This window comes from Roseinatronobacter sp. S2, assembly GCF_029581395.1.
In the GTDB taxonomy this organism is placed as follows: Bacteria; Pseudomonadota; Alphaproteobacteria; order Rhodobacterales; family Rhodobacteraceae; genus Roseinatronobacter.
In genome coordinates this window covers 2,997,234-3,024,179 of the sequence record NZ_CP121113.1, presented here as the reverse complement: position 1 = coordinate 3,024,179, position 26,946 = coordinate 2,997,234, and the positions used below count along the sequence as shown (strand labels likewise).

Genomic DNA, 26,946 nt, shown 5'->3' with positions numbered 1-26,946 from the left:
GGGCCGTGCCATGCTTCTGACCATTGATTGTGGAAACACAAATACAGTCTTCGCTGTCTGGGATGGCACGCAGTTTCTGGCGACATGGCGCACATCGACCGAAGCCACGCGCACCGCCGATCAATACTATGTCTGGCTGTCGACCTTGATGAATATCAAGGGTGTGAAGCTGGACATCAAGGGTGTCATCATATCATCGACCGTGCCGCGCGTGGTGTTCAACCTGCGCGTGCTGTGCGACCGCTATTTCGGGTGTCGCCCGCTGGTGGTCGGCAAACCCGATTGCCTGCTGCCCGTGCCCCCGCGTGTGGACGAAGGGGTGCGCCCCGGCCCGGACCGGCTGGCCAATGCCGCAGGCGCGTTTGACCGGCATGGTGGCGATGTGGTGGTGGTGGATTTTGGCACCGCCACGAATTTCGATGTGGTGGCACATGACGGGGCCTATGTGGGGGGGGTCATCTCTCCGGGGGTGAACCTGTCGCTGGAAGCGCTGCATCAGGGCGCGGCGGCCCTGCCGCATGTCGACATTTCGCGTCCCGACAAGGTGATTGGCACCGATACCGTCACCTGCATGCAGTCGGGCGTGTTCTGGGGTTATATCGGCCTGATCGAAGGGATAACGGCGCGCATTCGCGCGGAATATGGCCGACCGATGAAAATAATCGGCACCGGCGGGCTTGCGCCGCTGTTCGCACAGGCGCAAACGCTGTTTGACACGGTCGAGGATGATCTGACATTACATGGCCTTTGCGTCATATACGACTATAACAAGGCCAACAGCAGTATACAGGAGCGGGCATGAGCAAGGACAGGCTGATCTATCTTCCCCTTGGTGGCGCAGGCGAGGTGGGCATGAATGCCTATGTCTTCGGCTATGGGCCAAAAGGGCGCGAACGCCTGATCCTTGTGGATCTGGGTGTGACCTTCGCTGATATGGGGACCAGCCCCGGCGTGGACCTTATCATGCCCGACCTGCGCTGGCTGGAAGACCGCCGCGACCGTCTGGAAGGGATAATCATCACCCACGCGCATGAAGACCATGTCGGTGCCGTCGGCCAGTTGTGGCACAAGCTGAAGGTTCCGGTCTATGCGCGTGATTTCACCGCGCGGATTGCACGTCTGAAAATGCAGGATGCCGGTCAGGACCCCGAACAGGTGATCACAGTGGGCAAGGCCCCCGAAGCGCTGGAACTTGGTCCGTTTCGGGTGCAGTTCTTTCCGGTGGCGCATTCGCTGCCCGAAGCGTCCGGCGTGGTCATCGACACCCCCGCGGGCCGTGTTGTGCATTCGGGGGATTTCAAGGCCGACCGCACCCCCGGCGTGGGCGAGGCGCATGACCCCGAATTGCTGGCACAGATCGGGCGCAGCGGCGTCAAGGCGCTGCTATGTGACAGCACCAATGTAATGAACAAACACGCAGGCCGGTCCGAGGCCACATTGACCGACCCGATTGGCCAGTTGATGCGTGATGCGCGTGGCATGGTTGTTGCCACGACATTTGCATCGAACGTGGCGCGGCTGAAAACGCTGGCGGTGGCAGCGCATGAAGCGGGGCGGTCTGTCTGCCTTATGGGGCGGGCCATGCTGCGCATGACGCAGGTGGCAACTGAAGCGGGCATCCTGAAGGATTTCCCGCCCACCATCAGCCCCGAGGCGGCAAAGGACGTTCCACGCGAAAACCTGTTGCTGATTGTGACAGGCAGTCAGGGGGAACGCCGTGCTGCATCGGCGCAACTGGCGCGCGGCACCTATATGGGGCTGAACATGAAGGAAGGTGATACCTTCTTGTTTTCATCCATGACGATTCCGGGAAATGAACGCGAAGTCGGGCGCGTGGTGAATGCGTTTTCGCAAATGGGTGTTGACGTTCTGGATAATTCAGAACGCCTGTATCATGTGTCGGGCCACGCCAACCGCCCCGATCTGGAAGCGATGCATGATCTGATTCAGCCGCAAATTCTGATCCCGGTGCATGGTGAGCACCGCATGTTGCACGAACATGCGAAACTGGCCATTTCGCGCGGGATGCAATCCATGGTGGTGCCGAACGGTTCTGTGGTCGATCTGACAGGTGCCGCACCCGTTCTGGTGGACGAGGTTGACACCGGCCGTGTCTATCTGGACGGCAGCCGCATGATTGGCGCGATGGACGGCGTTGTGCGCGACCGCATTCGCATGGCCATTGGCGGGCATGTGTTCGTGACGCTTATCCTTGACGAAGATGATGATGTGCTGGGTGATCCATGGGCCGAAATCGTGGGATTGCGCCCGACAGGCAAAGGCGGACAGCCCCTGAACGAGATTATCGAGGAAGAACTGGCGCAATACCTGCAACGCGCCGGTGCCAAGACGCTGGCCGATGATGACAAGCTGAATGACGGCCTGCGCCGGTTGGTGCGTCAGGTCACCATGGAAGAGATCGGCAAGAAGCCGGAAGTCACCATCGTTGTCAGCCGCCTTATGAACGACTGACACGGGGGCAAATACCCGCAACCTTGGTGTTTGGATATTTGAACCAGAATGAAAGCCAGGCCCAGGGGCAGGGCGCGCCGGGATAGGGCGGCTATTTCACGAAGATCTCTCGTGGGGTGGCGCACAGCAATTCCGGCCCGTTTTCTGTGATCAGGACAGGTTCGGTAATTTCCAGTCCACCATCTTCAAGCCAAAGCGCGGGCATGAAATGCAGCACCATGCCCGGCTTCAGTTCGGTCATGGCACCGCTGCGCAACGACAATGTGCGCTCGCCCCAGTCGGGCGGATAGCTTAGGCCTACGGAATAGCCGCAGCGATTGTCCTTTTCAAACCCCTTCTTGTTCAGGGTGACATTGAACGCAATCGCCACATCTTCGGCGCGCGCGCCGGGGCGGCAATAGGCCAGCCCTGCTTCGGTGGCTTCCAGCACCGCTTCTTCGGCACGGCGATAAAGGTCCGGCACGGTCCCGAAAAACAGCGTGCGCGATTGCGGGCAGTGATAGCGCCGGTGCACGCCTGCGATTTCGAAAAAGGTGGCTTCGCCCGCGCGCATGGGGCGGTCATCCCAAGTCAGATGTGCAGCCGTCGCGTCGAGGCCCGAGGGCGCCATGGGCACAATGGCGGGATAGTCGCCCCATTGTCCGTCCGCGCCCTGAATGCCCGCGCGGGTGATTTCCGCCACCAGCATGTTTTTGGGCATTCCCGGTTCGGCCACATCCAGAATAACCTGATGCATGCGTTCCACAATACGCGCGGCGCGGCGCATATACAGCAATTCGGAGTCTGATTTGACAAGCCGTTGCCAATTCACCAACCCTGTTGCATCGACAAAACGTGCATCCCCCAGATGGTTCAGCAATGTTTGATGGGCGGCGGCAGAATAGTAGTAATTGTCCATCTCGACCCCGATCCAGCCGGTATTCCAGCCACGATCGATGATCAGCGCAGACAGGGCCTCCATCGTGTGTTTTTGCGGGTTCTGTACATAGCTGTCATCATAGGGCACGATATTCGCGCCATCTTTCATGAAGACAGTGCGCCTTGCGCCCGGTTCGTCAATGCCGCGCCCCCACCAGACAGGTTCCCCGTCCATCGGCAGCAGAACCGCCTGATGCACATAGAAGGACCAGCCGTCATAGCCGGAAATCCAGTTCATGTTGGACGGGTCCGAGATGACAAGCAGGTCTATGCCGCGCTTGGCCATATCCGCGCGGGTCAGGGCGACACGGGCTTCATATTCGGCATCAGTGAAATTCGGGTTGGTGGTGGTCATGGGCGCACAAACCTTGGACAGGGCGAAAAATGCCCCTTACCCCCGGATGATCCCAAGGGAAAGGGGCGTGCAGAACGTATTACAGCCCGCCGGTGACAGCGTTCAGCGCGTCGACGGTTACATCTACCACCAGATCGATTTCCGCAGGCGTAATGCATAGCGGTGGCGCGAAGCCTATGATCTCGCCCTGTGGCATGGCGCGGGCGATGACATTGCGCTTGGCCATTTCGCCCACCACGCGCGCGGTGACCTTGTCGGCGGCGTCAAAATCGGCCCCTGTGGCGGGGTCGTGCTGCAATTCAACGGCCGCCATCAACCCTTCGCCGCGCACATCGCCCACAAAGCGGTGCGCGCCAAGTGCGGTTTTCAGCGCTTGCTGGAAATAGGCGCCGGTGTCGCGCGAATTCTGCACCAGACCCAGATCGTCAACCAGTTTCAGGTTGGCAACGCCCGCCGCCGCCCCGATGGGGTGTGCCGAATAGGTCCAGCCATGTCCGAACGGCCCGAATTTGTCGGTGCCTTCTTCCAGCACCTTGAACAGATCGTCACTGACAATGGAGCCGGACAACGGCGCATAGGCGGATGTCAGCCCCTTGGCGATGGTGATGATATCGGGCGTGATCCCGTAATGGGTGGATCCCATCATGGTGCCCAAACGGCCAAAGCCGGTTACCACCTCATCTGCGATCAGCAGGATGTCGTGTTTTTTCAAAATGGCCTGAATGGCGTCCCAGTATCCGGCGGGCGGCGGAACGATGCCGCCAGTGCCAAGGATCGGCTCGCCGATAAAGGCCCCGATTGTGTCCGCACCTTCGCGTTCGATCAGCGCTTCCAGTTCTGCGGCGCAATGGGCGGTAAACTCTGCCTCTGACATGTCCTTGCGCGGACGGCGGAAATAATAAGGCGCTTCGGTATGGACCACTTCGGCCAAGGGCAGGCCGAATTTGTTGTGAAACGGCGTCAACCCTGTCAGTGACCCGGTAATCAGGCCCGACCCGTGATAGCCGCGCCAGCGCGAGATGATCTTGCGCTTTTCGGGGCGGCCCAGCACATTCTGGATATACCAGACAAGTTTGACATTGGTTTCATTGGCATCCGACCCGCCAAGGCCGAAATAGACCTTGTTCATATGCGCGGGCGCGCGGTCTGCCACCATTTTGGCCAGCGTAATCGACGCTTCGGTGCCGTGGCCGACATAGGCGTGATAATAGGCCAGCTCATGTGCCTGTTTGGAAATGGCTTCGGCGATTTCGGTGCGCCCGTAGCCCACATTGACACAATATAGCCCTGCGAAAGCATCCAGCAGGCGGTTGCCGTCGCGGTCTTCGATATAAACGCCGCTGCCGGTTTTCACGATGCGGTTTGCACTTTCCCCGCGTGCATGCTGGCCAAAAGCGGTCGACGGGTGCAGAAAATTCTCTCGGTCCCACTGGCTGAGTTGATCATTGGTAAGCATGGCACTTCCTTTCTCTGCCCCGGACGGGGCGCATTCCTATGTCACTGTCGGGGGTGCGGGGAGGCTGATTCGTCCCCCGTCTTGGCCCCAACCTGCCGGAGGGGACATAGCTTTGTCAAACGATGTCGACGCTGCAACGCAGAACTGCGGCAACAGGCGCGCATAGCGCGATAAATTGCACAATTCACGGCTAACGCGTTCGGCCCTTCGGTGTCAGCCTGTAGCTGCCTTCGGGCAGGTCAAGCGCGGCACCCAGATCGCGCAACTGGACCAGTGACAGGGTGATCACCACATCATCATCGCGTTGCGGGTCGAACTGGCGCAGGGTGATGCAATCTTCAAAGGCGGTGATGACGATGTCTTCGCGCAATTCTTCCTCGCGCGGGGCACCTTCATCTACAAGGGTAACGATTGTGGCGTCGAAATCATGCTCGATTGTAAACATGTGCCAAGCCTATTGCAGGCGTTGGCACATGAAAAGGTCAAATCATCCCTTGGAGCATGTCGCGCAAAAGTGGGAACCGGTTTTGCGCGTCCCGAACATGCGGTATCAAAGGTTAGAGTGTCGTGACTGAACGGGCCACACTTTAGCGTTGGCCGGAAAACTGCGTTTCCCAATCTGTGCGGTTCTCATCGGTGATCTTGGTAAACAGCACATCAGGGGTGGTGAACGCATGTCCGGCATCCAGATGCGTCAACGCATCAGACGCGGTGTCGGGCCAGGACCAGTCGTCGCAATTTATGGCCGCCATCATGCTGGCTGTGGCATCGGGGATGAACGGGCGCGAGATGATGGCGTAAAATCGGATCAGGTTCAGCGCCAGACGGATTTGTGCGGCCGCCTGTTCAGGGTCGGACTTGAAGACAGACCAAGGGGCCGCATCTTGCAGGTATTCATTGCCCAGCACCCAAAGTGCGCGCAGTTCCGCCGCTGATTTGCGAATTTCCATCGCTTCCATATGCGTTTCATAGGCGCGCAGGCGGGTTGTCAGTGCGTCCATCAGCTTGGTTTCGCGCGCATCATAGCTGCCGCCTTCGGGCACAACCTCACCGAATTTGGACCGGCAGAATTTTGTCACACGGCTGACCAGATTGCCCAGAACATCGGCCAGATCCTTGTTCACGCTGGCCTGAAAGTTTTCCCATGTGAATTCAGAATCCGAACTTTCGGGCGCATGGGACAGCAACCACCAGCGCCAGTAATCTGCGGGCAAAATTGCCAGCGCCTGATCCATGAAAACGCCACGACCCTGCGAGGTTGAGAACTGCCCACCATCATAATTCAGATAATTGAATGACTTGATGTAGTTTACAAGTTTCCACGGCTCCCCCGAACCCATCAGCGTTGCAGGGAAGCCAAGCGTGTGGAAGGGCACGTTGTCCTTGCCCATGAATTGCACATATCGAACATCATCCGCGCCCAGGTCGGTGCGCCACCAGCGCTGCCATGCACTGTCATCCAGCCCCTGTGCATCGGCCCATTCTGCCGTCGCCGCGATATATTCGATGGGGGCGTCGAACCAGACATAGAACACCTTGCCTTCCATGCCGGGCCAGTCCTTGTCCCCGCGCTTGACGGGAATGCCCCAATCCAGATCGCGGGTAATGCCGCGGTCTTGCAACCCGTCGCCGTCATGCAGCCATTTCTTGGCGATCGATGTGGTCAGCACCGGCCAGTTGCGCTGGCTGTCGATCCATTTGTCCAACTGCTCGCGCATATCTGACTGGCGCAGGAACAGATGCTTGGTTTCGCGCACTTCCAGATCGGTGGACCCCGAAATCGCGGAGCGCGGGTTAATCAGGTCTGTCGGGTCCAGTTGCTTGGTGCAATTCTCGCACTGGTCACCCCGCGCGCGGTCATAGCCGCAATTGGGGCAGGTGCCTTCGATATAGCGGTCCGGCAGAAAACGCCCGTCGGCATTGGAATAGACCTGCTTTTCAGACACTTCCGAAATGCGCCCTGCATCCGCCAGCTTGCCCGCCAGATGTTGGGTCAGAACATGGTTGCGCTGGCTGGAGGACCGGCCGAAATGGTCAAATGACAACAGGAAACCCCGCGCCAGTTCGGCCTGCACGTCGTGCATTTCCGCGCAATATTCTGCGACAGGTTTGCCCGCTTTGGCCGCCGCCAGTTCGGCTGGCGTGCCATGTTCATCGGTTGCGCAGATAAACATCACCTCATGTCCGCGCGCGCGGCAATACCGCGCATAAAGATCTGCCGGAAGCTGGCTGCCGACAAGGTTGCCCAGATGCTTGATGCCGTTGATATATGGCAAGGCCGAGGTGATCAGAATTCGCGCCATGATGGTCCCCGTTTATGCAGAATTGCCCCCCGTTTAGTGCAATTCCGCGCCAAGAGGAAACCTGTTTTATTTTTTTACCTTGGTGGCGCCGGGATTAAGTTGCGCAGGCGGGTCCAGGCAGATCGCCAGTCTGGCAAAGGCCTGACGTATCCCGCCCGGTGCAGCTTCGCCCACAAATGCGTCCAGCGCGGGCCAGACCTTGATCGCGCGGTCCACAAGCGGGTCGGTGCCGGTTTCATAAAGCCCGGCCTGCACCATCATTTCCGCGCGGTCATAGGCCCCCAGCATGCGGCGCGCTTCTGATATTCGCGCGTTTTCTTCCGGCGTTGCCGCTTTGGGCAGGGCGCGACTGACAGAGCGCAGTACATCTATCGCGGGAAAACGCCCGCGCTCGGCAATGGCGCGGTCCATCACCACATGTCCGTCCAGCACGCCGCGCAGAATGTCGGCTACGGGTTCTTCCATATCGGACCCCGCCACCAGAACCGTGAATATCCCCGTGATCGCGCCCACCCCGTCCAGTCCGGGGCCAGCGCGTTCGGCCAGTGCCATGATCTGATGCGCGGTTGATGGTGGAAATCCGCGCAGGCTGGCCTCTTCGCCGGCTGACAAGGCGACTTCGCGATGGGCCTCGGCCAGCCGTGTAATGCTGTCGGCCAGATACAGCACCTGCTTGCCCTGATCGCGAAAATGCTCGGCCACGCACATGGCAGCGGCCGCACAGCGCCTGCGCGTCAGCGGTGGCTGGTCCGAAGTGGCCGTCACCACAACCGACCGCGCCATCCCTTCGGGGCCAAGCACATCTTCGATGAAGTCGCGCAGTTCGCGCCCCCGCTCGCCAATCAAGGCAATCACCACCACATCTGCCTGCATGTTGCGGGCAAAATTGCCCAGCAACATGGATTTCCCCACACCAGACCCTGCAAACAGGCCAATGCGCTGCCCCTCGACCAGTGGCAGCAGCGTGTTGAAAACGGCCATTCCGGTGTTCAGCCGCGCCCCAAGCCGCCCGCGCCGTGCAGGCTCGGGCGGGGGCTGGCGCAGGGTGCGCGCGACAGGCCCTTGCAGTAACGGGCGGCCATCCAAAGGCAGGCCATAGGGGTCAATCACGCGACCGATCCAGCTGTCATCGGGCGCAAGCCCGCGCGGGCCGATCAATTCTGCGCGGTCCCCGATTGTCAGCCCGTCGCAGGGCCCGTCGGGCAGCGCGATGACATCGGTTTCGGTCATGCGCAGAATTTCGGCATAAACATGCGTTCCATCCTGTGCGGTGACTTTCAGCCAATCACCGATTCGCGCGTCACTGACCAACCCGGCAATCCCAAGTGACTGCCCGTCGATGCGTGTGATGCGCCCTGAAATGCGCACAACCCGCATATTCATGACCTCTGCGCGCAGCAAATCCAGATGGTTCATCCCGTTCCTTTCGCTGTTTCGGCCGATTTCTCGATGTCTGGTTACCGATCTTTAAGCGAATCAGTCTTAAGGATGGGTGTATTCAAATGACGGGAGAAACCCTCATGTTCGAACTACCCGATGTTATGCGCATGGCGCAGCAGATGGCCCGCCACGCTGCGGCGCGGCAGGTTGTGATTTCTGAAAACGTCGCCCATGCCGACACGCCCGGCTATCAGGCGCGTGATCTGCCCAGTTTTGGGGCCACCTATGGCGACGGGCTGTCGATGCGGGCCACGCGGGCGGGCCATCTGGGCTTTGACGCGGGCAGCAATGTGCCCTCGGCGCGGATTGATCCGACGACGACCACCCGCGCCCCGAATGGCAACACTGTCTCATTGGAACACCAGATGATGCGGGCCGCCGAAACCCGCCAAAGCCATGACATGGCACTGTCGGTCTATTCCTCGGCGCGCAGCATTCTACGCACGGCACTTGGGAATTAGGGGGGCAGAACATGGCTGATCTGTTCGGCGTCTTTTCCGTGGCGGCTTCGGGAATGGAAGCGCAATCGCGGCGTTTGCGGCATGTATCGGAGAATATCGCGAATGCCGATACGCCCGGCTACCGTCGCAAAACCATTGATTTTCAAACAGCGATCGACCGGGTCACCGGATTGACCCGTGTGAATGTAGGCCCCGTCACGCTGGATCGCGCGGAGTTGCCGCGCATCTATGATCCGGGCCACGCGCTGGCAGATGAGCAGGGGTATTATGACGGATCGTCCGTCGACCGGATGATCGAAATCGCAGACGCGCGCGAAGCAGGGCGCAGTTATGAGGCCAATTTACGCATGTTCGATCAGGCGCGGCAAATGTCGCAGGGCCTGCTTGACCTGCTGCGCCGTTGAAAAAAGGACCTAGAAGATGAATATCCCTACAAGTATTGCTGTTCAAAGCTATGATCTGGCGCGCAACGCCGCCGCCCCCGCCCCGAAAGCGGGCGCAACCCCGCGTGCCGAAGCGGCTTTTGGCGCACAGATGGCCAGTTTCACTGAAACCTTGCGACAGGCGGACACGGCTGCGACCAGTTCCATGGTTTCTGGCGCGAACCCGCATGCGCTGGTTGAAGCGGTGGCCGCCACCGAACTGGCTGTCGAAACCGCCATTGCCGTGCGCAACAAGGTGGTCGAGGCGTATCTCGAAATCCTTCGGATGCCGGTCTGAGCCATGAATGAAGCGGTTTTCTTTGACACATTGCGGCAGGGCCTTTGGGTCGCGACGCTGATTTCCATTCCCATCCTGACCGCTGCGCTGGTTGCGGGCGTGACTGTCGGGTTGTTTCAGGCGCTGACCTCCATTCAGGAAATGACCCTGACATTTGTTCCGAAACTGGCGGCCATTGTGGTCGTGTTCTGGGTGTCGATGAGTTTCATGACCGCAACCCTTGTTTCTTTCTTTCACGACCAGATCATCCCCCTGATCGCGGGGCGTATGTGATGGATAATCCCTCATATGTCACATTGACACGCCTTTCGGGTTTGGCACGCGAAATGCAGGTCATCGCGCATAACATCGCCAATACATCTACGACGGGGTATCGTCGCGAAGGTCTGGTGTTTTCCGAATTCGTGGTGGGCGGGCAGGGGCAGGACACATCCCTGTCCATGGCGCTGGGAAATACGCGCCACACATTTCAGACCCAAGGTGAACTGACGCAGACGAATGGCGATTTCGATCTTGCCATCGAAGGGGACGGGTTTTTCCAGCTGGAAACCCCGCAAGGCATGCGGCTTACGCGCGCGGGCATGTTCACCCCGAATGAAGCGGGCGAATTGGTCAATATGGACGGGCATTTCCTGCTGGATGCAGGTGGTGCCCCGATTTTTGTGCCCCCCGATGCCCGCTCGATTGTCATGGCAGGGGACGGGACGTTTTCCGCCGATGGCCAGCCCTTCGCGCAGGTCGGTCTGGTTCAGCCGGTGGACCCGGTCACCGTGACCCGCGCGGCAGGCACCTTGTTTGCCGTCGATGGCGATGTGGAGCCGGTTTTGCAACCGCGCCTGCGTCAGGGCTTTGTCGAAGGATCAAACGTGGACCCCATGACCGAGATGGCGCGGATGATCGATGTGCAGCGTGCCTATGAACAAGGCCAACGCCTGCTGGAACGCGAAGATGACCGGATCAAGAATGTGATCCAGACGCTGGGCCGATAGTGATGAAAAGGATTGATCAATGAAAGCGCTTCATATCGCCGCCACGGGAATGAGCGCGCAGCAGATGCGCGTTGACACCATTTCCAACAACCTCGCCAATATGAGCACCTCTGGCTATAATGCCCGCCGTGCTGAATTCGCGGATTTGCATTACCAGCAATTTGCACGCGCGGGATCAATAAACGCGGCCGACGGAACCGTGCTGCCCACAGGTATCCAGCTTGGGCTGGGGGTGCGGCCTGCGGCGGTCAGCATGCTTATTCAACAAGGTGCACTGGCCCAGACCAACGGTGATCTGGACATCGCGATCGAAGGGAAGGGGTTCTTGTCGGTCACCCTGCCGGACGGACAGGCCGCATTTACCCGTGACGGTGCGATGAAACGCACAGGTGACGGGCTGATTGTCAATTCCGAAGGGTTCGAGGTGACACCCGGCATCGTCATCCCCAATGATGCGCGCGCAATTTCCATCAATGCCGAGGGCGAGATATACGCCTATTTCACTGGACAGGTGCAGCCCCAGTTGCTGGGCCAGCTTACCCTGACGGGTTTTGCCAATGAAAAGGGTCTGGAAGCCATCGGCTCGAACCTGTTTTTGGAAACCGAAGCGTCGGGGCCGGGGTTTGATGCCGCACCCGGCACAGACGGGCTGGGCACAGTGCGCCAGGGCTATCTGGAGGAAAGCTCGGTCGATCCGGTGCGCGAAATGACGGAACTCATCAAGGCGCAGCGCGGGTATGAACTGAATTCCAAGGTGATTACTGCGGTCGACCAGATGATGGGCGCAACGACGCAGGTGCGCTGATGCGGATTATCTTGATACTGCTGCTTGTTTTACCAGACATCGCGCTGGGCCAGTCACTGGTTGCGACCCGACTGATCCGCGCGGCAGAAGTCATTGATGTGGGCGATGTCATTTTGCAGGACGGCACAATTATCGGCGCGGCCACCACCGCAGATCAGGCAATCGGGCTGGAAACACGCGTTGCCATCTATCCGGGGCGTCCGGTGCGTCTGTCAGAACTTGGCCCCGCGGCTGTGGTGGAACGCAATGACATGGTTCAGGTGATGTATCGCCGCGGGCCGCTGACCATCGTGACAGAAGGGCGCGCACTGGGGCGCGGTGCCATCGGGGATCAGATCAGTGTCATGAACCTGGCATCGCGCCAGTCGGTGCAAGGCAAGGTTCTGCATTCCGGCGTTGTGGAAGTCGGCGCTCAGCGCCAGTCACTAAGATAATATATACATATCCATGAGGGTATCATGAACAAGACATCTTCCCTGCGCCGGATCGCAATCATGCTTGGCGGGGTTATGCTGACAGCGTGCCAACCGCTTAGCGAAGTGGGCCGCGCCCCCGCCTTCAGCGCACCTGATCAAAGCGTGGAGCATGCGGCCCTGTACCGTGTGCCGCTGCCCGAGACCAGCGAACCGCGTTCGCCCGCCGCGCCCTCATCGCTGTGGTCGGTAAGCCAGCGGTCCCTTCTGGGTGATCGCAGGGCCGGACGGCAAGGCGATATCATGACCGTTGTGATCGAAATAAATGACAGCGCCGAGATATCGAACAACACGTCGCGCGGGCGCACGGGGTCCAGCAGCATGGCGGTTCCGCAATTCTTTGGCATACCACAGGCGATCGACCGCAAGAATGAAGGCGGCTTCAGTATCGGTGCCGGCATTGAAACCAACAGTGGCAGCAGCTTTGCGGGAAATGGTTCGGTCCGGCGCAATGAAAAGCTGACCTTGCGTGTGGCCTCAACTGTTGTGGAGGTCCTGCCAAATGGCGTGTTGCGGATCGAAGGGCGTCAGGAAGTCCGCGTCAATCATGAATTGCGCGAATTGCTGGTGACGGGCTTTGTGCGACCAACCGACATCTCGCGCCAGAATGAGATCACCTATGACAAGATCGCCGGCGCGCGAATTTCCTATGGGGGGCGCGGGGTGATTTCGACCATGCAACAGCCGCGCTATGGCGAGCAGATCATAGATATTCTGGCACCGTTCTGACGATGCTGGCGCAAAAGGGGGCACCATGGCAAAGCTGATACCAATCCTACTTATCGTGCTGGGCATGGCCGGTGGCATCGGTGCCGGTCTGTGGCTGCGCCCGCTGCCGGACCCGGTCGACGTGACCGCCCAGGACATACCGCTTCCGGACATAAGCCAGCTTGACGTTACGCTATATGACATGAAAAATCAGTTCATGGTCCCGTTGCTGGACGGGGACAGGATCGTTTCTGTCATCGTCATGTCACTGACACTGGAGGTGGCTGGCGCACAACAAGATGCGGTTCTGCACAACGAGCCAAGGCTGCGCGACCGCTTTTTGCAGGTCATGTTCGACCATGCCAATAGCGGCGGTTTTGACGGTATGTTCACCTCGAACAATAACATGACGCTTCTTCGTCAGGCCTTGTTGGAAACCGGGCAAAATTTGCTGGGGCGCGAGGCGGTGGTAGGGGTGTTGATTACGGATATTCTGCGCAGTGGTGCCTGAACGCGTCTTGTGCCCTTGACCTTCGCGGGGGGCTGGACCAGCTTCATGGGGAATCGCCATAATCTGAAGGCCCATGCGCATGACCGATGATACCGCACCATCCCACCCGCCGCTTGCCACAGAACACGGGCTTGACCCGTCCTTGTTGACGGGCCTTGCCCGATTGGCGGTGCATGTGGGGCTAAATCTGCAACCGGGGCAGGATCTTGTGATGACCACCCCGACTTCGGCGCTTCCGCTGGCGCGTGCCATCACCGCAGAGGCCTATCGCGCGGGCGCAGGGTTGGTCAGCGCGCTTGTGGCCGACCGGGATATGACGCTGGCGCGGTTTCAACACGCCCATGACGCCAGTTTCGACAAGGCCCCCGACTGGCTGTATGAGGCGATGGCAAAAGCCTATGAGAACGGCGCCGCGCGCCTGGCACTTGTGGGCGAAGACCCCTTTTTGCTGGCGCAGCAGGATGCATCAAAGGTCGGGCGTGCAAATCGCGCCAATGCTGCGGCATACCGCCCTGCACTGGCCCCGATTGCTGGATTTCATATCAACTGGTCGATCATCCCGTGCCCGACGCCGGATTGGGCGCAGCGCATGTTTCCCGACCATGCACCCGATGATGCCCTGACGCTGCTGGCGCAGGCAATCCGCCAGACAGCGCGGCTTGACCAGCCTGACCCCGTTGCGGCCTGGGCCAGGCATAACGAAAATCTGGCGCGGCGCTGCCAGATGTTGAATGCCGCCCGTTTTGACAGCCTGCATTTTCAAGCCCCCGGCACCGACCTGCGGGTGGGTCTGGCAGAGGGGCATTTCTGGCAGGGCGGGGCATCGGTGGCGCGCAACGGGGTGCGGTGCAACCCGAACATCCCCACCGAGGAGGTCTTTACCACCCCGCATGCGGCGCGCGTGGACGGCTATGTGCGCGCGACAAAACCCCTGTCGCATCACGGCACGTTGATCGAGGAGATTGAAATGCGTTTTGAAGCGGGGCGCGCTGTGGATGCGCGCGCCACCTGCGGGGGCGATGTGCTGCGCGATATGCTGGCGACCGATGAAGGGGCCGCAAGGCTGGGCGAGGTGGCGCTTGTGCCGCACAGCTCGCCTGTTTCGCAAAGCGGGCATTTGTTTTTCAACACATTGTTTGATGAAAACGCGGCATCGCATATCGCAATGGGGCAATGCTATGCGTCCTGCCTTGAAGGGGGCGATACGCTGACAAAAGAGGAAATTCTGGCGCGGGGCGGCAATGAAAGCCTGATCCATGTGGACTGGATGATCGGATCTGGCCAAATGAACGTTGATGGGGTGCAGGCGGACGGCGAAGTGGTCGCACTGATGCACGCGGGTGAATGGGTCACCGCTTAACGGGGTTTTTGGCGGCACAAGCGCGCAAGCACGTCTGCGCGTCCATGGCTGCGGGCAGTCTTGTCGCGCTGTTCAATCATGCGCGCGGTTTGCAGCGCCAGCGTGCGGTTCAGGCGTATGCGTTGCTCCTGCGCCCATTTGGCATGCAATTGACGGGCGGCAAAAAGCGTCGGGTCCTGCGCAAGCGGAACAGTCTGCAAAAGGCGCTGGGCGCGATCACGGGTGTCCGTTCGCGCCTGTGCCAGTTTTTGCAGACGTGCCATATCCCTGTCGCGGATCATCTGCGCAAGAACCTGAAGCCGCTGAAGGCGATCGTGCTGTGTCATGACCAGCGCCCTTTGCGTGCTTTCGCGCGCATTGTGTCGGCAAACCGGATTGCGGCTGCGACTGCGGCGTAATGTTCTGCCTGCACTTCCTGTTCCAGCTCTATGCTGGCGAAAAGCGCGCGTGCCGTCACGGGGTCGGAATGGATGGGCACACCTGCATCTTTTGCGCGCTCGCGAATGCGTAGCGCGATTTCGTCCACGCCTTTTGCGACACAAACCGGCGCCCCTGCCTCATGCGGTGACCATTTCAGTGCAACGGCGTAATGCGTCGGGTTGACGATCACGACGCTGGCGTCGGGAACGGCATCCAGCATGCGGTTGCTTGCGATTTCGCGCCCGCGCCTGCGCCGTTCACCCTTGGCGTGCGGGTCACCTTCGGATTGTTTCATTTCATCGCGCATGTCCTTATGCGACATGCGGTTTTTGCGCAGGTGTTCCGCGCGTTGCCAGAAAAAATCGATCCCGCCGATGACAAGTTTGACGACAAACACAAGCATCAGAAACCGGATGACAAGCCCCAGAAGTTCTGTCGTGGCCAATGCCGGTGTCAGATACAGGCTGCCCAGAATAAGCGGCAGATTGTGCATAAGAAACACCCAAAGCACTGTCGAAATGATGATCAGCTTTACGGTGCTTTTGGCGAATTCGAACAGCCCGCTACGCCCGAACTTGTTCTTGGCATTGGCAAGGACGGACACGCGCGATGCCTTGGGTTTCAGCTTCTCAGGGGCAAAAATAACAACGCGTTGGGCAAACAGCATGGCCCAGACAACCAGAAACGGGACCGCCAGCAGCGGCAATGCGGCAAGCGCCACATTGCCCATCAGCCCGCCCAGCAGGGTTCGTGCATGTTGTGTCAGCATTGTCGAAATCTGGTCTGACTGGTCCAGAATGACAGTGCCAATTTCGCCGATCCGTATAAGCGAGATCTGGCCAAGCGCCATTGCGGCCAGCAGCAGGCCGAAAAACGCTGCCGCCGTGTTCAGGTCGGTGGAACGCGGCACCTCGCCTTTGCGGCGCTGTTCGGCCAGCTTTTGTTCGGTGGCTTCGAATTCCTTTTCGCCACTCTGGTCTTCTTCGCTCATCGGGGGGTGCCCGTAGGGTCTGCGATGAAGCCTTCAAATGCCGAATGCCACAGCGGCAGGATCAGGGGCGCGGATAAAAACAGCAATGCAAGGCCCGCGAAGGTGATTGCTGGTGCACCAACGAATGCGACCATCAATTGCGGCATCGCCTTGTTGATCGCCCCAAGGGCCACATAGTAAAGCACCGACATGATGACAAACGGCATGGCGAGTGTGAACGCCAGCGTGAAGGCTCGCGACACTTGCGTCGTGCCCCAGTCGCCCATATTGCCCCCGCCCGGAAATTGCCCCGGAGGAAAGAAGCTGTAGGACAGGATCAGAAATTCCGCCAACCGGACATGCAGCCCGTTCATGACCGCAAGTGCCAGCCCCGCCATGACAAGGATCTGCGACATGGCAGGTTGCGGGTCCACGCCCGCGCCGCCGAAGAATTGCGAAAGCGAAGTCGCCTGTGCAGCGATTGTGCCCGCAGTCTGCAAGGCAATTACAAACAGCCGCAACCCCACACCCAGTGTCAGACCGGCAAGCCCTTCGGCCGCAATAACAGTAACCAGCGGGACCGGGCCGCCGCGAAGTTGTGGCAGGTCGGTGCCGATGGCGGGGGTGATGATCAGTGTGAACGCAATGGCAAGTGCAAGCCGCACCCGCACCGGAATGACAGTTTCGCCAAACGCGGGCATCAGCGCCATCATTGCGCCCACCCGCAGAAAGACGCCAAAACCGTTGACCAGTTCCGGCATCAGGCTGTCGATATGGGCCAGAAGCGCATCAAACATGTCGGGGGTCATGTGGCGATTGTTCCCAAAAGGGCAGGGCGCGCTTCCAGTCCGATTTCTTCATAGGACAGAACTGGCGTGACCAGCCCCTTTGCTGTCAGCACCGTGCGCAGAAAGCGCCGCCTGTGGGCGGATGTGACAAGTGCTGGGCTTTCACCGTTTTGCGCCAAATTACCCAGTTTTTCGGCCACACGGTCGGTCAGGCGGGCGAAATCCTCGGGGGGGAGGGCAACATCAGCGGCACCGTGATCGCCTGACAGTTGATAGGTTGTGAATATGTCTTCCCAGTCAGGGGCAAGCTGGATGAGCGGCAGCGTGCCGTCGCTGCGCTTCAGGGGGGCGACCAGCTGGAAGCCCAACCGCTGGCGCACATGTTCGCACACCGATTCCGGCCCGTGCAATGCGCCACGAATTTCTGCGATAGCTTCCAGAATAAGGGGCAGGTTGCGAATGGAAACCCGTTCTTCCAGCAACAGGCGCAACACGGCCAGCAGCAATTCCACAGGCACCTTGTCGGGGATCAGCTCGTTCAGCAAACGCTTGTTGGCATCGGCGCGCGACGAATCCGACAGCCGTGTCATTTCATCCAGAATGCGGTTCAGGCTTTTGTAGTTCAGCAAACGCCCAAAATTCGCTTTCAGCACTTCCAGCAGATGGGTGGCCAGAACCTCTGTCGGGTTGACGACCGTGGTTCCGCCAAGGGCCGCTTCTTCCTGATCGCGGGCATCGATCCAGCGCGCGGGGGCCTTGTAGACAGGCTCGCGCACATCTTCGCCCTGCAAATCGAAGCCGGACGCGTCCTGAACCAGCGCCAGCACCTTGCCGGGGCGAAGTTGGTCGCGGGCCTGCTCGACGCCCTGAATAAGAATTGCATAGCTGCCGGCAGGCAGGCTGGCATCATCTGTCAGCCGGATTTCCGGCAGGATCAAACCGAAATTCCGCGCAATATGCGACCGTATAGAGGAAATGCGCGCATCCAGACCAATGCCGGGGTCCAGCACCATGGGCACCAGATCGGGGGCGAACTGAACATGTATTTCATCAACATCCAGATCATCGCCCAGCATGCGTTCGGGCGCGAGGTCCGCCAGCGTGGCGGGCATGGCCGCTTCGGCGCGCAGGCGGGCCTGCGCTTGCTGGGCCATCCATGCCAGCCCCAGAAGAACCGTGGCCCCGATGACAAACGGCACGAAGGGCAGGCCGGGAACAAACGCAAACAGGGCCATCAGCATGCCCACGGTTGCCAATGCCGACGGGTGGCGGCCCAATTGTTCGAAAAGTGCACTATCAGTGGCGCCATTTGCCCCGCCGCGCGCCAAAAGCAGGGCCGCCCCGATTGAAATAATGACAGCCGGAATTTGTGACACCAACCCGTCACCGACGGTCAGAATGGCATAGGTTTCAAAGGCGGACCCCAGACTCATCCCGTGCATCATCGTGCCATTGATCAGCCCCATGACAATGTTCAGCAGCGTGATCAGCAGGCCCGCGACCGCATCGCCCTTGACGAATTTCGACGCACCGTCCAGCGACCCGTAGAAATTTGTTTCAGCCTGTTCGGTTTCGCGCCGCCGCTTGGCTTCCTGATGGTCGATTGCGCCTGCGGACATATCGCTGTCGATGGCCAGTTGTTTGCCCGGCATCCCGTCAAGGGCGAATCGCGCGCCAACTTCGGCCATACGGCCCGCACCTTTGGTTATGACGATGAAATTGACGATCAGCAGCACAAGAAAGATCACGACGCCCAGAAAAACCGACCCGCCCATCACGAAGCTGGCAAAGCCCTGAATGACCCCGCCCGCAGCGCCGGTGCCTGTATGCCCTTCGCCGATAATCAGTTTGGTGGAGGACACATTCAACGACAGCCGCAACATGAGCGAGGCCAGAAGGACTGTCGGGAAGATCGAAAAATCAAGCGGGCGCTGTATGAACAACGTGACCGTGAACATCAAAATCGCCAGTGCGAAAGATGTCGCCAGACCAAGGTCCAGCAGCCATGCCGGCACCGGCAGGATCATCATGACGATGATGGCCATCAATGCCAATGCCAGCAAAACAGTCGGGCTGAACAGGGCTTTTGCGCTTAGCTGGGTCATGGGCGTTGCAGTCCTGTATCCACAAAGGGGCGCGTGGTCTGCGTCTGCGTCAGCGACTGCGACACAAGTGACCCCAACGCCCCGCCCGCGCCGGATTGCAGCAGTGCATAGGTTGTTTGTGTGCCTTGCGGGGGTGGTGTCGGGCTGGCCGTGCTGCGCGAATTCGTCGCAATGGCATTGAAGCGCGCGATATAGCGCTGCGCCAGTTCGGGTGTTGCGGAATGATACGCGCCGACCGCCGCTGTCCACGACCCCAGCCGTTGATAATGGCCGTGCAACAGGTGCGCGGCGTAATCGGCGTTCTGTGCGGGGTCCAGCATCGCATCCAGTGACGCGAAGTTTTCGCTATGCCAGTGGTAGTTGATCTGGAAGCAACCGATGTCGATATTGCTATGTCCGGCATTCAATGCCGACCGGATGATGGCAAGCGCCCCTTCGCGTGTTGCGGGCCAGTGGCCTTGCGCGGTGGCATGCACGGCCCATGGCCAAGGGGTCACGCCTGCCGCGCTCTGGCGGCCGGTTTCCACGAGCGAGACTTTATGCATCACATCGAAGGGCACATTATGCTGGCGTGCGGCGTGGTGTGCCGCCGTCAGGCACAACTGCGACGGGTCAGCGGGCGCCGTGCCACGGGATTGGGCCGCCGATACGGAAATGACACTGACCAATACGGTGGCGATGGCGGGATAAAGCCATTGCAGCGCTATGGCCGCCGTTGTGTCGCTGGGTTTGGGCATTCCGCTGCTCCGAATCGACCGCTTCTTGCTGGTCTGTGGGGCAACTAAGCATGATGAAAGTTTATAATCCGTAACCTGCGCGGCAATCCCGAGCAGCGCAGGCCGTTACCTAAGCGCAGTCAGGATGTCGCCGTTTATCAGCAATGCCAGCGCGATAATGCACAGCGCCGCCAGAAAAAACACCAGATCATGGGTTTTGTCCCAAACGCCCGTATGCCGCGCCAGCCGCACCACTGCCGGATACACCAGCACTGCCGCCAGCGCCTGTCCGGCCAGTGCGCCGGGCAGGCCCATCAGCAAAAACCCCGTCAGAAACAGCGCGCTTTGGGTCAGTGCGCGAAACGCGGTCAGCCGAAAGAACAGCCGCGATTCGCCGCGGGCAAGGGCCGCATGCTGATAGGTTTCGCCGATCAGCGGCAGCAGTTGCGCGCAGCTTATCAGCACAATCATAGGGCCAGCCAGCGCATAGCGGTCATCATACAGCAGGCTTATGAGCCATGGTCCCATGAGCGCCATCACTGCCAGCATTGCCATCACGCCCGCCGTCAGCATGTAGCGTATGCGTCGCAGTTTCGCTGGGCCCTCGCCATTTTCGGCGTCAAAGGATTCGCGATAGGCCGGAATCAGCATTTTCTCGATCATGGCCTGCATCAGCATCACCGGAAATGCGGCCAGAAACCAGGCGATGTTGTAAATGCCCAGTTGGGCCAGCGAATAGAAATAGCCCAGAATTGCACGGTCGCCTTGCGCCAGCAGAAACCCGAAGCCTGATGACATCATGATCCAGCCGCCAAAGCGCAACAACTCGCGTGCAGCACTGCGTTCCCAGCGCAGGCGGTTGGTCTGGCCGGGAATGATGGACCATTCCAGCCCCAGTTTCACAATTGCCGCACTGACCATGCCCCAGACCATGGCCCAGTAGCTGCCTGTGCCCCATGCAAACGCAATCATGACCACAATGCCCACGACCTGTGACGTAAGCTGGACAACCATAATGCGGCCCAGTCTGATATGCCGCTCGGCGGTGAAGACCCGCGTGGGCGCAAGGCCGGACAGCAGCAGCGATACCGCGCAGACAGGCAGAACAAGGAAAAGTTCAGGCGCATCATAAAATGCGGCCGCAGGCCATGCCAGCGCGCAGGCCAACAGCCACAGCACCACCCCGCGCGCCGCGTTCAGCGTAAACGCGGTATTCAGAAAATCGCGGTCATCCCCCCGCGCGTTTTGCATGATGGATTGCTGCACACCTGCATCTGACAGCATGGTCAGGCCAAACAGGATCATGGTGACCAGCGCCATCAACCCGAACGCATCGGGAAACAGCAATCGCGCAAGAATAAGGTTCGAGCCGAAGCGCATGACCTGTGCCAGCACGAAGCTGCCGCCTGTCAATGCCGCGCCGCGCATCAGTCTTGAAACCAGGGAAGGGTGCGCCTGCAATCTGCTGTCCATCTGCCAAAAATGCTGTTTTGCCTTGCCGCTTCGGGCAAAATGCACCCTAGCCGCAAAATATGGCAGCACAATGGGAATACACGCCTGATTCGGGGGTCAGGTAACTTTTGAACGTGTCTTGAATTCCGGCTGGTCCCAGCGGCGGTGCTGAATAATGGCGCAAAGTGTGTCAGCGGCCTTGGTCACATCTTGCGGTGTCAGATACAGCGGTGTGAACCCAAAGCGCAGAATGTCAGGGGCGCGAAAATCCCCGATAACGCCTTCGGCAATCAGGGCCTGAATGATGGCATAGCCGTCTTCATGGTGAAAACTGACCTGAGAGCCGCGCGCATGTCCATCAACGGGCGAGGCAAGCCGCAGTTCGGGCGCACCCGCTGCAACACGGTCGATGAATATCTGCTGCAACTCCAGCGAGCGCGCGCGCAGATCGTTCATATCAACCCCGTCCCAGACATCCAGCGCGGCATCAAGGGCCACCAGTTGCAAAATGGGCGGCGTGCCCACACGCATCCGTTCAATTCCGGGGCCGGGGCGATACTCCAGATCGAAGGCAAAGGGCGCTTCATGGCCCAGCCAGCCCGAAAGCGCGGGCTGCACCTTGCCCACCAGACGCGGCGCGACATAGATGAAGGCAGGGCCACCGGGGCCGGAATTCAGATATTTGTAGCTGCACCCGACCGCAAAATCCGTATCCGCACCCGCCACATCAACGGGAATCGCCCCTGCCGAATGGGCCAGATCCCAGACCACCAGCGCGCCGTGTTCATGCGCCTTGGCGATCAGGCGCGCCATGTCGTGTTTGCGCCCTGTGCGGTAATCCACTTCGGTGATCATCAGCACGGCAATCGTGTCGTCGATGGCGCTTTCCACCACTTCTGGGGGCACGGTTTTCAGCCGGTAATCGGGGCCAAGCGTGCGGCACAGCCCGTCGGCCATATACAGATCTGATGGAAAGTTCCCAGTATCAGACAGGATAACACGGCGATCAGCGCGCAACTCCAGCGCCGAGGCAAGCGCCTGATAGACCTTGATCGACAGTGTGTCGCCCATGATCACACTGCCCGCAGGCGCACCGATAAGCCGCCCCACACGGTCGCCCACGCGCGCAGGCAGGTCCATCCAGCCCGCGCGGTTCCAGCCGGTAATGACCATCTGGCCCCATTCGTCTGTGATGGCGCGCCCAACGCGCGTGGCAACGGCGCGGGGCAGGGGGCCAAGCGAATTGCCGTCAAGATAAATCACCCCTTCGGGCAGATCGAACATGGCACGGGTGGCGGCGAAATCGGTCATATGTCCCTCCGGTATGTGGATTATGGGTGCCGCTTGTGCCGTGCAAGGTCAAGTTTGTTTTGATCTGACGGTGGAAAAGCGCGGGCGATTCACCGCGCACGGTGGGCATGCAGCCGGTGTGGGTTCGGGATGCCGGTTTTTTGGCAGGAATTAGCAATTATCGCGCAAAAAAATCGCATTCTGTCGCGGTTGCACATGTTGTTGTGGCATTCCGGGCTTGTTCGAGTGGGGGAATGCAAGTAGCTGATATTCTAGAATAGCTGAAAGCCGCGTTCGTGCCGGTGATGTGGGCCTTCGGGTATGTCCTTGCATGTATCCGGCAAATCTTATTGCCTGCTTGTGAAACAATCTTGCGCAGGGTATGCAAGCGCGATGCCAAAAAGAACGCATTTTGCGGTCGCAAAATTCGGTTAACCTGAAGAAAGGGGGACGGCGCGTGAAAGTCGGGGCCTTAAAGGAAATCAAATCGGGTGAGGCGCGTGTCGCGCTGACACCAGACAGCGCAACGCAGATCCAGAAACTGGGGCATGAATGTTTCGTGCAATCCGGTGCGGGTGTGGCTGCGGGCTTTAATGATGAAACATATGAAAAGGCCGGTGTGACCGTCGTGAAGGACGCCACAGCCCTGATCGACGCGGTTGATGTCGTCATCAAGGTGCGCGAACCATCCCTGGACGAGGTCAAAAGCCTGAAAAAAGGCCAGACACTGATTTCCTTCTTCTGGCCCGCACAAAGCGAAGACCTGCTGGCCGCCGCCAAGGATCAGGGCGCGACCGCCATTGCCATGGACATGGTGCCACGGATTTCGCGTGCGCAGAAAATGGATGCGTTGTCGTCCATGGCCAATATCGCAGGCTACCGCGCGGTCATCGAGGCTGGCAATAACTTTGGCCGCTTCTTCACCGGACAGGTGACTGCGGCAGGCAAGGTGCCGCCCGCGCGCGTGCTGATTGTGGGCGCCGGTGTTGCTGGCCTTGCAGCCATTGGCACATCCACCAGCCTTGGGGCCATTACAATGGCCTTCGATGTGCGCCCCGAAGTGGCCGAGCAGATCGAATCCATGGGTGCGGAATTTGTGTTCCTTGATTTCGAGGAGTCTCAGGACGGTGCGGCCACGGGCGGTTATGCAGCCCCGTCCAGCCCCGAGTTCCGCGAAAAGCAGTTGGAAAAGTTCCGCGAACTGGCCCCCGATGTGGACATTGTTATCACCACAGCGCTGATTCCGGGCCGCCCCGCGCCGAAACTATGGACCGAAGACATGGTCCAGATGATGAAGCCAGGCTCCGTTATCATTGACCTTGCGGCCGAAAAGGGGGGCAATTGCGATCTGACCGTGCCGGATGAACGCCTTGTGACGGAAAACGGTGTCATCATCATTGGCTACACTGATTTCCCCTCACGCATGGCCACGCAGTCGTCCACGCTGTATGCGACGAACATCCGTCACATGCTGCATGATCTGACACCGGCCAAGGACGGCGTCATTAACCACAATATGGAAGATGACGTCATCCGCGGGGCGACTGTCACGCATGAAGGTGAAATCACCTTCCCGCCGCCGCCACCCAAGGTAAAGGCGATTGCCGCCAAGCCCAAGGAAAAGGTCAAGGAACTGACGCCAGAGGAAAAGCGCGCGAATGAAATCGCGGCCTTCAAGGCGCAGACCAAAACCCAAGTGGCGCTTTTGGCAGGTGGCGCGGCATTTGTGCTGGCCGTCGGGCTGGTTGCGCCTGAATCCTTCATGCGCAATTTCATCATTTTCGTTCTGGCGGTCTTTGTGGGCTTCCAGGTGATCTGGAAAGTGTCGCATTCGCTGCACACGCCCCTGATGGCTGTGACCAACGCAATTTCCTCGATCATCATCGTGGGTGCGTTGTTGCAGATCGGGTCAACCTCGGGGTTGATCACGGTTCTGGCGGCGCTGGCGCTTCTGATGGCGGCAGTGAATATCTTTGGTGGTTTCATGGTGACACGGCGCATGCTCGCCATGTTCCAGAAATCCTGACGGCAGGAGGAATAAGAGATGGATTTCGGATTTACAGTTGCGGCCTATGCGGTTGCGACAGTTCTCTTTGTCCTGTCGCTTGGCGGTCTGTCAGGGCAGGAAAGCGCGAAACGCGCAATCTGGTATGGCATTGCGGGCATGACTGTGGCCGTGCTGGCCATGCTGGTCGGCCCCGGTTCGGGCATGTGGGGGCTGACTGTCGTGCTGATCGCAATCGGCGGCATTGTCGGCTGGCAGCTTGCGACCCGCGTGCAGATGACACAAATGCCGGAACTTGTGGCCTTCATGCACTCGCTGGTGGGTCTGGCCGCCGTGCTGGTGGGGTTGAACGCGCATCTGGAAATTGATCGCGTGGCGCAGGTGTTCGCCGAAAACGCCTTGCCCTTCCCGCAGCCAGAGGGGCTGATGTCAGTCCCCGCCTATGAACTGTGGCTAAGCCTGAGCAATTTTGCAGCCATCATCGGCAAGAAAACCGCTGTCGAGGTGACAATTCTGCGGGTTGAGTTGATGATCGGCATCTGGATCGGGGCGGTCACCTTCACCGGGTCGATCATTGCCTATGGCAAACTGGCGGGCCGCGTGGACACAGCCGCCAAACAACTGCCCGGCGGGCATATGCTGAACGCGGGTGCGGCGATCCTGTCGGTTGTTTTCGCGGGGCTGTATCTGGCCTTTGCCGAAAGTGCGGGCGCGTCGATCTTCATGCTGATCGTGCTGACAGCGCTGGCGTTGTTCATCGGCTATCATCTGATCATGGGCATTGGCGGGGCCGATATGCCGGTGGTGGTGTCCATGCTCAACAGCTATTCCGGCTGGGCGGCAGCGGCCATCGGCTTCAGCCTTGGCAATGAATTGCTGATTGTTGTGGGCGCGCTTGTGGGCAGTTCGGGCGCAATCCTGAGCTATATCATGTGCAAGGCCATGAACCGCAGCTTCATCAGCGTCATTCTTGGCGGCTTTGGCGGCACATCCGGCCCGCAGATGGCGGTCGAGGGCGAGCAGATCGCCATTGACGCAGGCGGCGTGGCCGCGGCCCTGAATGACGCAGACAGCGTGGTCATCGTGCCAGGTTACGGCATGGCGGTCGCGCAAGCGCAGCAAACCGTGTCGGAACTGACCCGCAAGCTGCGTGCCAAAGGCAAGAATGTGCGTTTCGCCATTCACCCCGTTGCGGGGCGTTTGCCGGGGCATATGAACGTCCTGCTGGCCGAGGCCAAGGTGCCCTACGACATCGTGCTGGAAATGGACGAGATCAATGACGACTTCCCGTCCACGGATGTGGTGATCGTCATCGGGTCCAATGACATCGTGAACCCTGCCGCACAAGACGACCCCAACAGCCCCATTGCCGGTATGCCGGTTCTGGAAGTCTGGAAGGCCAAACAGGTCTTCGTGTCCAAACGCGGGCAGGGGACAGGGTATTCGGGCATTGAAAACCCGCTGTTTTACAAGGACAACACGCGGATGTTCTATGGCGACGCGAAAGCATCTGTCGACAGCCTGCTGCCGATGATCGACTGATTTATGGTTTGATGCGACATAGAAAACCCCGGCTGCAAGGCCGGGGTTTTTTCATGAATGGGGGGGCGTAAACGAGTCCGCAGCGGTTACTCATACGTCCTGTAGCGACGCTAATCTGCTTTCAGACGCAGGATATACCTGCCCCTTGACTGATGGCCTGCGTCCTTTGCATGCTGCGATGCCGCTTCGCCCAAACAGCCGATTGTTCATCGCGCGGCGCAAGTTTCGCGCGGTTGACCTATGGCTTTACCAAGATCAGGGCAATGCAAACGCATTATCGCAACGGCACAAAAACAGACCGACTATTTCACCGTAACGGTAATGCAGCCAGACAGCGACTGACCTGCAAAAGCTGGTGTTGTGTTGCGCGTGCAGAACCTGTCGTTCCCCTTGAAGCCGGCGTTAGGGGTGTAGACCAGCCCCTGTCCCGCTGCGATCCCAACCGTGCCGTTTCTGGGTGCGGTGGTCAACGCGACTTCGGTTGCCGGGGTGCGTCTTTCACCCACGATGAAGTTTGGAAAAGGGATGCTGCACGCCCTGTCAGAGGCCAGCATTTCGAATTTTCCATCACCAGATCCGCTGGCCCAACCCCGCCCATTGCTTCCTGTGCAGGCCGCCTGAACCGATGTCGCAAGCATGATGGTGCCTGCCGTGATCACGATGATTTTGAAATTTACACTTTTCATA

At 59.5% G+C, this 26,946-nt stretch carries 27 protein-coding genes; 14 read left to right on the top strand and 13 right to left on the bottom strand.

The genetic code is table 11. The features are described 5' to 3' along the window. Window positions 1–10 precede the first annotated feature (10 nt). The gene (locus P8S53_RS14590) at window positions 11–802 is read left to right on the top strand and encodes a type III pantothenate kinase (RefSeq protein ID WP_277804700.1); all 792 of its coding nucleotides are present in this window, start codon (window positions 11–13) and stop codon (window positions 800–802) included. Beyond that, on the top strand, window positions 799–2,472 hold the full coding sequence (locus tag P8S53_RS14585; protein WP_277804699.1) for a ribonuclease J: 1,674 nt from the start codon (window positions 799–801) through the stop codon (window positions 2,470–2,472). Before P8S53_RS14590 ends, P8S53_RS14585 begins: the two co-directional genes overlap by 4 nt. A gap of 91 nt (window positions 2,473–2,563) precedes the next feature. Here the strand turns inward: P8S53_RS14585 and P8S53_RS14580 are convergent, their stop codons facing one another. The 5 genes from P8S53_RS14580 to P8S53_RS14560 all read right to left on the bottom strand — a co-directional run bounded on the left by P8S53_RS14580 (window position 2,564) and on the right by P8S53_RS14560 (window position 8,920). Then, a complete protein-coding gene (locus P8S53_RS14580) occupies window positions 2,564–3,745 on the bottom strand; it encodes a M24 family metallopeptidase (RefSeq protein WP_277804698.1) in 1,182 nt (393 codons plus the stop codon). 79 nt (window positions 3,746–3,824) lie between these two features. Beyond that, the gene (locus P8S53_RS14575; RefSeq protein WP_277804697.1) at window positions 3,825–5,201 is read right to left on the bottom strand and encodes an aminotransferase; all 1,377 of its coding nucleotides are present in this window, start codon (window positions 5,199–5,201) and stop codon (window positions 3,825–3,827) included. A 190-nt stretch (window positions 5,202–5,391) separates the two neighbouring features. Continuing rightward, a complete protein-coding gene (locus P8S53_RS14570; protein ID WP_277804696.1) occupies window positions 5,392–5,646 on the bottom strand; it encodes a hypothetical protein in 255 nt (84 codons plus the stop codon). A 142-nt stretch (window positions 5,647–5,788) separates the two neighbouring features. Continuing rightward, window positions 5,789–7,504, bottom strand: a complete 1,716-nt coding sequence (gene metG / locus P8S53_RS14565) for a methionine--tRNA ligase (protein ID WP_277804695.1) — start codon at window positions 7,502–7,504, stop codon at window positions 5,789–5,791. Window positions 7,505–7,570: 66 nt separating this feature from the next. Then, window positions 7,571–8,920, bottom strand: a complete 1,350-nt coding sequence (locus P8S53_RS14560) for a FliI/YscN family ATPase (protein ID WP_277804694.1) — start codon at window positions 8,918–8,920, stop codon at window positions 7,571–7,573. A gap of 104 nt (window positions 8,921–9,024) precedes the next feature. Between P8S53_RS14560 and P8S53_RS14555 the strand changes: the two genes are divergently transcribed. The 10 genes from P8S53_RS14555 to P8S53_RS14510 all read left to right on the top strand — a co-directional run bounded on the left by P8S53_RS14555 (window position 9,025) and on the right by P8S53_RS14510 (window position 14,971). Continuing rightward, window positions 9,025–9,405 (top strand): FlgB family protein, encoded by a 381-nt coding sequence (locus P8S53_RS14555; protein WP_277804693.1) that lies wholly within the window; start codon window positions 9,025–9,027, stop codon window positions 9,403–9,405. An 11-nt stretch (window positions 9,406–9,416) separates the two neighbouring features. Continuing rightward, the gene (gene flgC / locus P8S53_RS14550; RefSeq protein ID WP_277804692.1) at window positions 9,417–9,809 is read left to right on the top strand and encodes a flagellar basal body rod protein FlgC; all 393 of its coding nucleotides are present in this window, start codon (window positions 9,417–9,419) and stop codon (window positions 9,807–9,809) included. A 16-nt stretch (window positions 9,810–9,825) separates the two neighbouring features. Next, window positions 9,826–10,125 (top strand): flagellar hook-basal body complex protein FliE, encoded by a 300-nt coding sequence (gene fliE, locus P8S53_RS14545; RefSeq protein ID WP_277804691.1) that lies wholly within the window; start codon window positions 9,826–9,828, stop codon window positions 10,123–10,125. Between the two features lie 3 nt (window positions 10,126–10,128). Further along, complete coding sequence (locus P8S53_RS14540; protein ID WP_277804690.1) at window positions 10,129–10,398, top strand: flagellar biosynthetic protein FliQ; 270 nt, start codon at window positions 10,129–10,131, stop codon at window positions 10,396–10,398. Next, the gene (locus P8S53_RS14535; RefSeq protein ID WP_277804689.1) at window positions 10,398–11,114 is read left to right on the top strand and encodes a flagellar hook-basal body complex protein; all 717 of its coding nucleotides are present in this window, start codon (window positions 10,398–10,400) and stop codon (window positions 11,112–11,114) included. The genes P8S53_RS14540 and P8S53_RS14535 overlap by 1 nt, the downstream gene beginning before the upstream one ends. A 19-nt stretch (window positions 11,115–11,133) precedes the next feature. Then, window positions 11,134–11,919 (top strand): flagellar basal-body rod protein FlgG, encoded by a 786-nt coding sequence (gene flgG / locus P8S53_RS14530; RefSeq protein WP_277804688.1) that lies wholly within the window; start codon window positions 11,134–11,136, stop codon window positions 11,917–11,919. Then, entirely contained in the window at window positions 11,919–12,353 is a 435-nt protein-coding gene (flgA, locus tag P8S53_RS14525; RefSeq protein WP_277804687.1) for a flagellar basal body P-ring formation chaperone FlgA, read from the top strand. Before flgG ends, flgA begins: the two co-directional genes overlap by 1 nt. A gap of 24 nt (window positions 12,354–12,377) precedes the next feature. Then, on the top strand, window positions 12,378–13,121 hold the full coding sequence (flgH, locus tag P8S53_RS14520; RefSeq protein ID WP_277804686.1) for a flagellar basal body L-ring protein FlgH: 744 nt from the start codon (window positions 12,378–12,380) through the stop codon (window positions 13,119–13,121). A gap of 25 nt (window positions 13,122–13,146) precedes the next feature. After that, complete coding sequence (gene fliL, locus P8S53_RS14515; RefSeq protein ID WP_277804685.1) at window positions 13,147–13,611, top strand: flagellar basal body-associated protein FliL; 465 nt, start codon at window positions 13,147–13,149, stop codon at window positions 13,609–13,611. A gap of 79 nt (window positions 13,612–13,690) precedes the next feature. Continuing rightward, a complete protein-coding gene (locus tag P8S53_RS14510; RefSeq protein WP_277804684.1) occupies window positions 13,691–14,971 on the top strand; it encodes an aminopeptidase in 1,281 nt (426 codons plus the stop codon). On the opposite strand, the gene P8S53_RS14505 is transcribed toward P8S53_RS14510, so the two are convergent. The 7 genes from P8S53_RS14505 to kynU form a co-directional block, all read right to left on the bottom strand. Beyond that, window positions 14,968–15,297: a hypothetical protein gene (locus P8S53_RS14505; RefSeq protein WP_277804683.1), complete on the bottom strand. Its 330-nt coding sequence runs from the start codon at window positions 15,295–15,297 to the stop codon at window positions 14,968–14,970. The genes P8S53_RS14510 and P8S53_RS14505 overlap by 4 nt on opposite strands. Then, window positions 15,294–16,382: a flagellar biosynthesis protein FlhB gene (locus tag P8S53_RS14500; RefSeq protein WP_277804682.1), complete on the bottom strand. Its 1,089-nt coding sequence runs from the start codon at window positions 16,380–16,382 to the stop codon at window positions 15,294–15,296. The genes P8S53_RS14505 and P8S53_RS14500 overlap by 4 nt, the downstream gene beginning before the upstream one ends. Further along, window positions 16,379–17,170 carry a flagellar biosynthetic protein FliR gene (locus tag P8S53_RS14495; protein WP_277804681.1) on the bottom strand — a complete coding sequence of 264 codons (792 nt, stop codon included), beginning with the start codon at window positions 17,168–17,170 and terminating at the stop codon, window positions 16,379–16,381. Before P8S53_RS14495 ends, P8S53_RS14500 begins: the two co-directional genes overlap by 4 nt. After that, entirely contained in the window at window positions 17,167–19,254 is a 2,088-nt protein-coding gene (gene flhA / locus P8S53_RS14490) for a flagellar biosynthesis protein FlhA (protein WP_277804680.1), read from the bottom strand. Before flhA ends, P8S53_RS14495 begins: the two co-directional genes overlap by 4 nt. Next, the gene (locus P8S53_RS14485) at window positions 19,251–19,991 is read right to left on the bottom strand and encodes a transglycosylase SLT domain-containing protein (protein WP_277804679.1); all 741 of its coding nucleotides are present in this window, start codon (window positions 19,989–19,991) and stop codon (window positions 19,251–19,253) included. Before P8S53_RS14485 ends, flhA begins: the two co-directional genes overlap by 4 nt. A gap of 105 nt (window positions 19,992–20,096) precedes the next feature. Further along, the gene (locus P8S53_RS14480) at window positions 20,097–21,443 is read right to left on the bottom strand and encodes an oligosaccharide flippase family protein (protein WP_277804678.1); all 1,347 of its coding nucleotides are present in this window, start codon (window positions 21,441–21,443) and stop codon (window positions 20,097–20,099) included. 96 nt (window positions 21,444–21,539) lie between these two features. Then, the gene (kynU, locus tag P8S53_RS14475) at window positions 21,540–22,733 is read right to left on the bottom strand and encodes a kynureninase (protein WP_277804677.1); all 1,194 of its coding nucleotides are present in this window, start codon (window positions 22,731–22,733) and stop codon (window positions 21,540–21,542) included. Window positions 22,734–23,169: 436 nt separating this feature from the next. On the opposite strand from kynU, the gene P8S53_RS14470 reads away from it, so the two are divergent. Together P8S53_RS14470 and P8S53_RS14465 are read left to right on the top strand one after the other, a co-directional pair. Further along, complete coding sequence (locus tag P8S53_RS14470) at window positions 23,170–24,738, top strand: Re/Si-specific NAD(P)(+) transhydrogenase subunit alpha (protein WP_277804676.1); 1,569 nt, start codon at window positions 23,170–23,172, stop codon at window positions 24,736–24,738. Window positions 24,739–24,756: 18 nt separating this feature from the next. Further along, the gene (locus tag P8S53_RS14465; RefSeq protein ID WP_277804675.1) at window positions 24,757–26,259 is read left to right on the top strand and encodes an NAD(P)(+) transhydrogenase (Re/Si-specific) subunit beta; all 1,503 of its coding nucleotides are present in this window, start codon (window positions 24,757–24,759) and stop codon (window positions 26,257–26,259) included. A 302-nt stretch (window positions 26,260–26,561) separates the two neighbouring features. On the opposite strand, the gene P8S53_RS14460 is transcribed toward P8S53_RS14465, so the two are convergent. Next, entirely contained in the window at window positions 26,562–26,945 is a 384-nt protein-coding gene (locus P8S53_RS14460; protein WP_277804674.1) for an Ig-like domain-containing protein, read from the bottom strand. Window position 26,946: the final 1 nt, after the last annotated feature.

Coding starts and splice junctions, on each gene's coding strand:
- kynU (WP_277804677.1), bottom strand. CDS start 22,733: ATGACCGATTTCGCCGCCACCCGTGCCATGTTCGATCTGCCCGAAGGG.
- flgC (WP_277804692.1), top strand. CDS start 9,417: ATGGCTGATCTGTTCGGCGTCTTTTCCGTGGCGGCTTCGGGAATGGAA.
- P8S53_RS14570 (WP_277804696.1), bottom strand. CDS start 5,646: ATGTTTACAATCGAGCATGATTTCGACGCCACAATCGTTACCCTTGTA.
- P8S53_RS14560 (WP_277804694.1), bottom strand. CDS start 8,920: ATGAACCATCTGGATTTGCTGCGCGCAGAGGTCATGAATATGCGGGTT.
- P8S53_RS14585 (WP_277804699.1), top strand. CDS start 799: ATGAGCAAGGACAGGCTGATCTATCTTCCCCTTGGTGGCGCAGGCGAG.
- fliL (WP_277804685.1), top strand. CDS start 13,147: ATGGCAAAGCTGATACCAATCCTACTTATCGTGCTGGGCATGGCCGGT.
- P8S53_RS14555 (WP_277804693.1), top strand. CDS start 9,025: ATGTTCGAACTACCCGATGTTATGCGCATGGCGCAGCAGATGGCCCGC.
- P8S53_RS14485 (WP_277804679.1), bottom strand. CDS start 19,991: ATGCCCAAACCCAGCGACACAACGGCGGCCATAGCGCTGCAATGGCTT.
- flgG (WP_277804688.1), top strand. CDS start 11,134: ATGAAAGCGCTTCATATCGCCGCCACGGGAATGAGCGCGCAGCAGATG.
- P8S53_RS14465 (WP_277804675.1), top strand. CDS start 24,757: ATGGATTTCGGATTTACAGTTGCGGCCTATGCGGTTGCGACAGTTCTC.
- P8S53_RS14590 (WP_277804700.1), top strand. CDS start 11: ATGCTTCTGACCATTGATTGTGGAAACACAAATACAGTCTTCGCTGTC.
- P8S53_RS14460 (WP_277804674.1), bottom strand. CDS start 26,945: ATGAAAAGTGTAAATTTCAAAATCATCGTGATCACGGCAGGCACCATC.
- metG (WP_277804695.1), bottom strand. CDS start 7,504: ATGGCGCGAATTCTGATCACCTCGGCCTTGCCATATATCAACGGCATC.
- P8S53_RS14510 (WP_277804684.1), top strand. CDS start 13,691: ATGACCGATGATACCGCACCATCCCACCCGCCGCTTGCCACAGAACAC.
- flhA (WP_277804680.1), bottom strand. CDS start 19,254: ATGACCCAGCTAAGCGCAAAAGCCCTGTTCAGCCCGACTGTTTTGCTG.
- P8S53_RS14505 (WP_277804683.1), bottom strand. CDS start 15,297: ATGACACAGCACGATCGCCTTCAGCGGCTTCAGGTTCTTGCGCAGATG.
- P8S53_RS14500 (WP_277804682.1), bottom strand. CDS start 16,382: ATGAGCGAAGAAGACCAGAGTGGCGAAAAGGAATTCGAAGCCACCGAA.
- fliE (WP_277804691.1), top strand. CDS start 9,826: ATGAATATCCCTACAAGTATTGCTGTTCAAAGCTATGATCTGGCGCGC.
- flgA (WP_277804687.1), top strand. CDS start 11,919: ATGCGGATTATCTTGATACTGCTGCTTGTTTTACCAGACATCGCGCTG.
- P8S53_RS14480 (WP_277804678.1), bottom strand. CDS start 21,443: ATGGACAGCAGATTGCAGGCGCACCCTTCCCTGGTTTCAAGACTGATG.
- P8S53_RS14540 (WP_277804690.1), top strand. CDS start 10,129: ATGAATGAAGCGGTTTTCTTTGACACATTGCGGCAGGGCCTTTGGGTC.
- P8S53_RS14535 (WP_277804689.1), top strand. CDS start 10,398: ATGGATAATCCCTCATATGTCACATTGACACGCCTTTCGGGTTTGGCA.
- P8S53_RS14575 (WP_277804697.1), bottom strand. CDS start 5,201: ATGCTTACCAATGATCAACTCAGCCAGTGGGACCGAGAGAATTTTCTG.
- flgH (WP_277804686.1), top strand. CDS start 12,378: ATGAACAAGACATCTTCCCTGCGCCGGATCGCAATCATGCTTGGCGGG.
- P8S53_RS14580 (WP_277804698.1), bottom strand. CDS start 3,745: ATGACCACCACCAACCCGAATTTCACTGATGCCGAATATGAAGCCCGT.
- P8S53_RS14495 (WP_277804681.1), bottom strand. CDS start 17,170: ATGACCCCCGACATGTTTGATGCGCTTCTGGCCCATATCGACAGCCTG.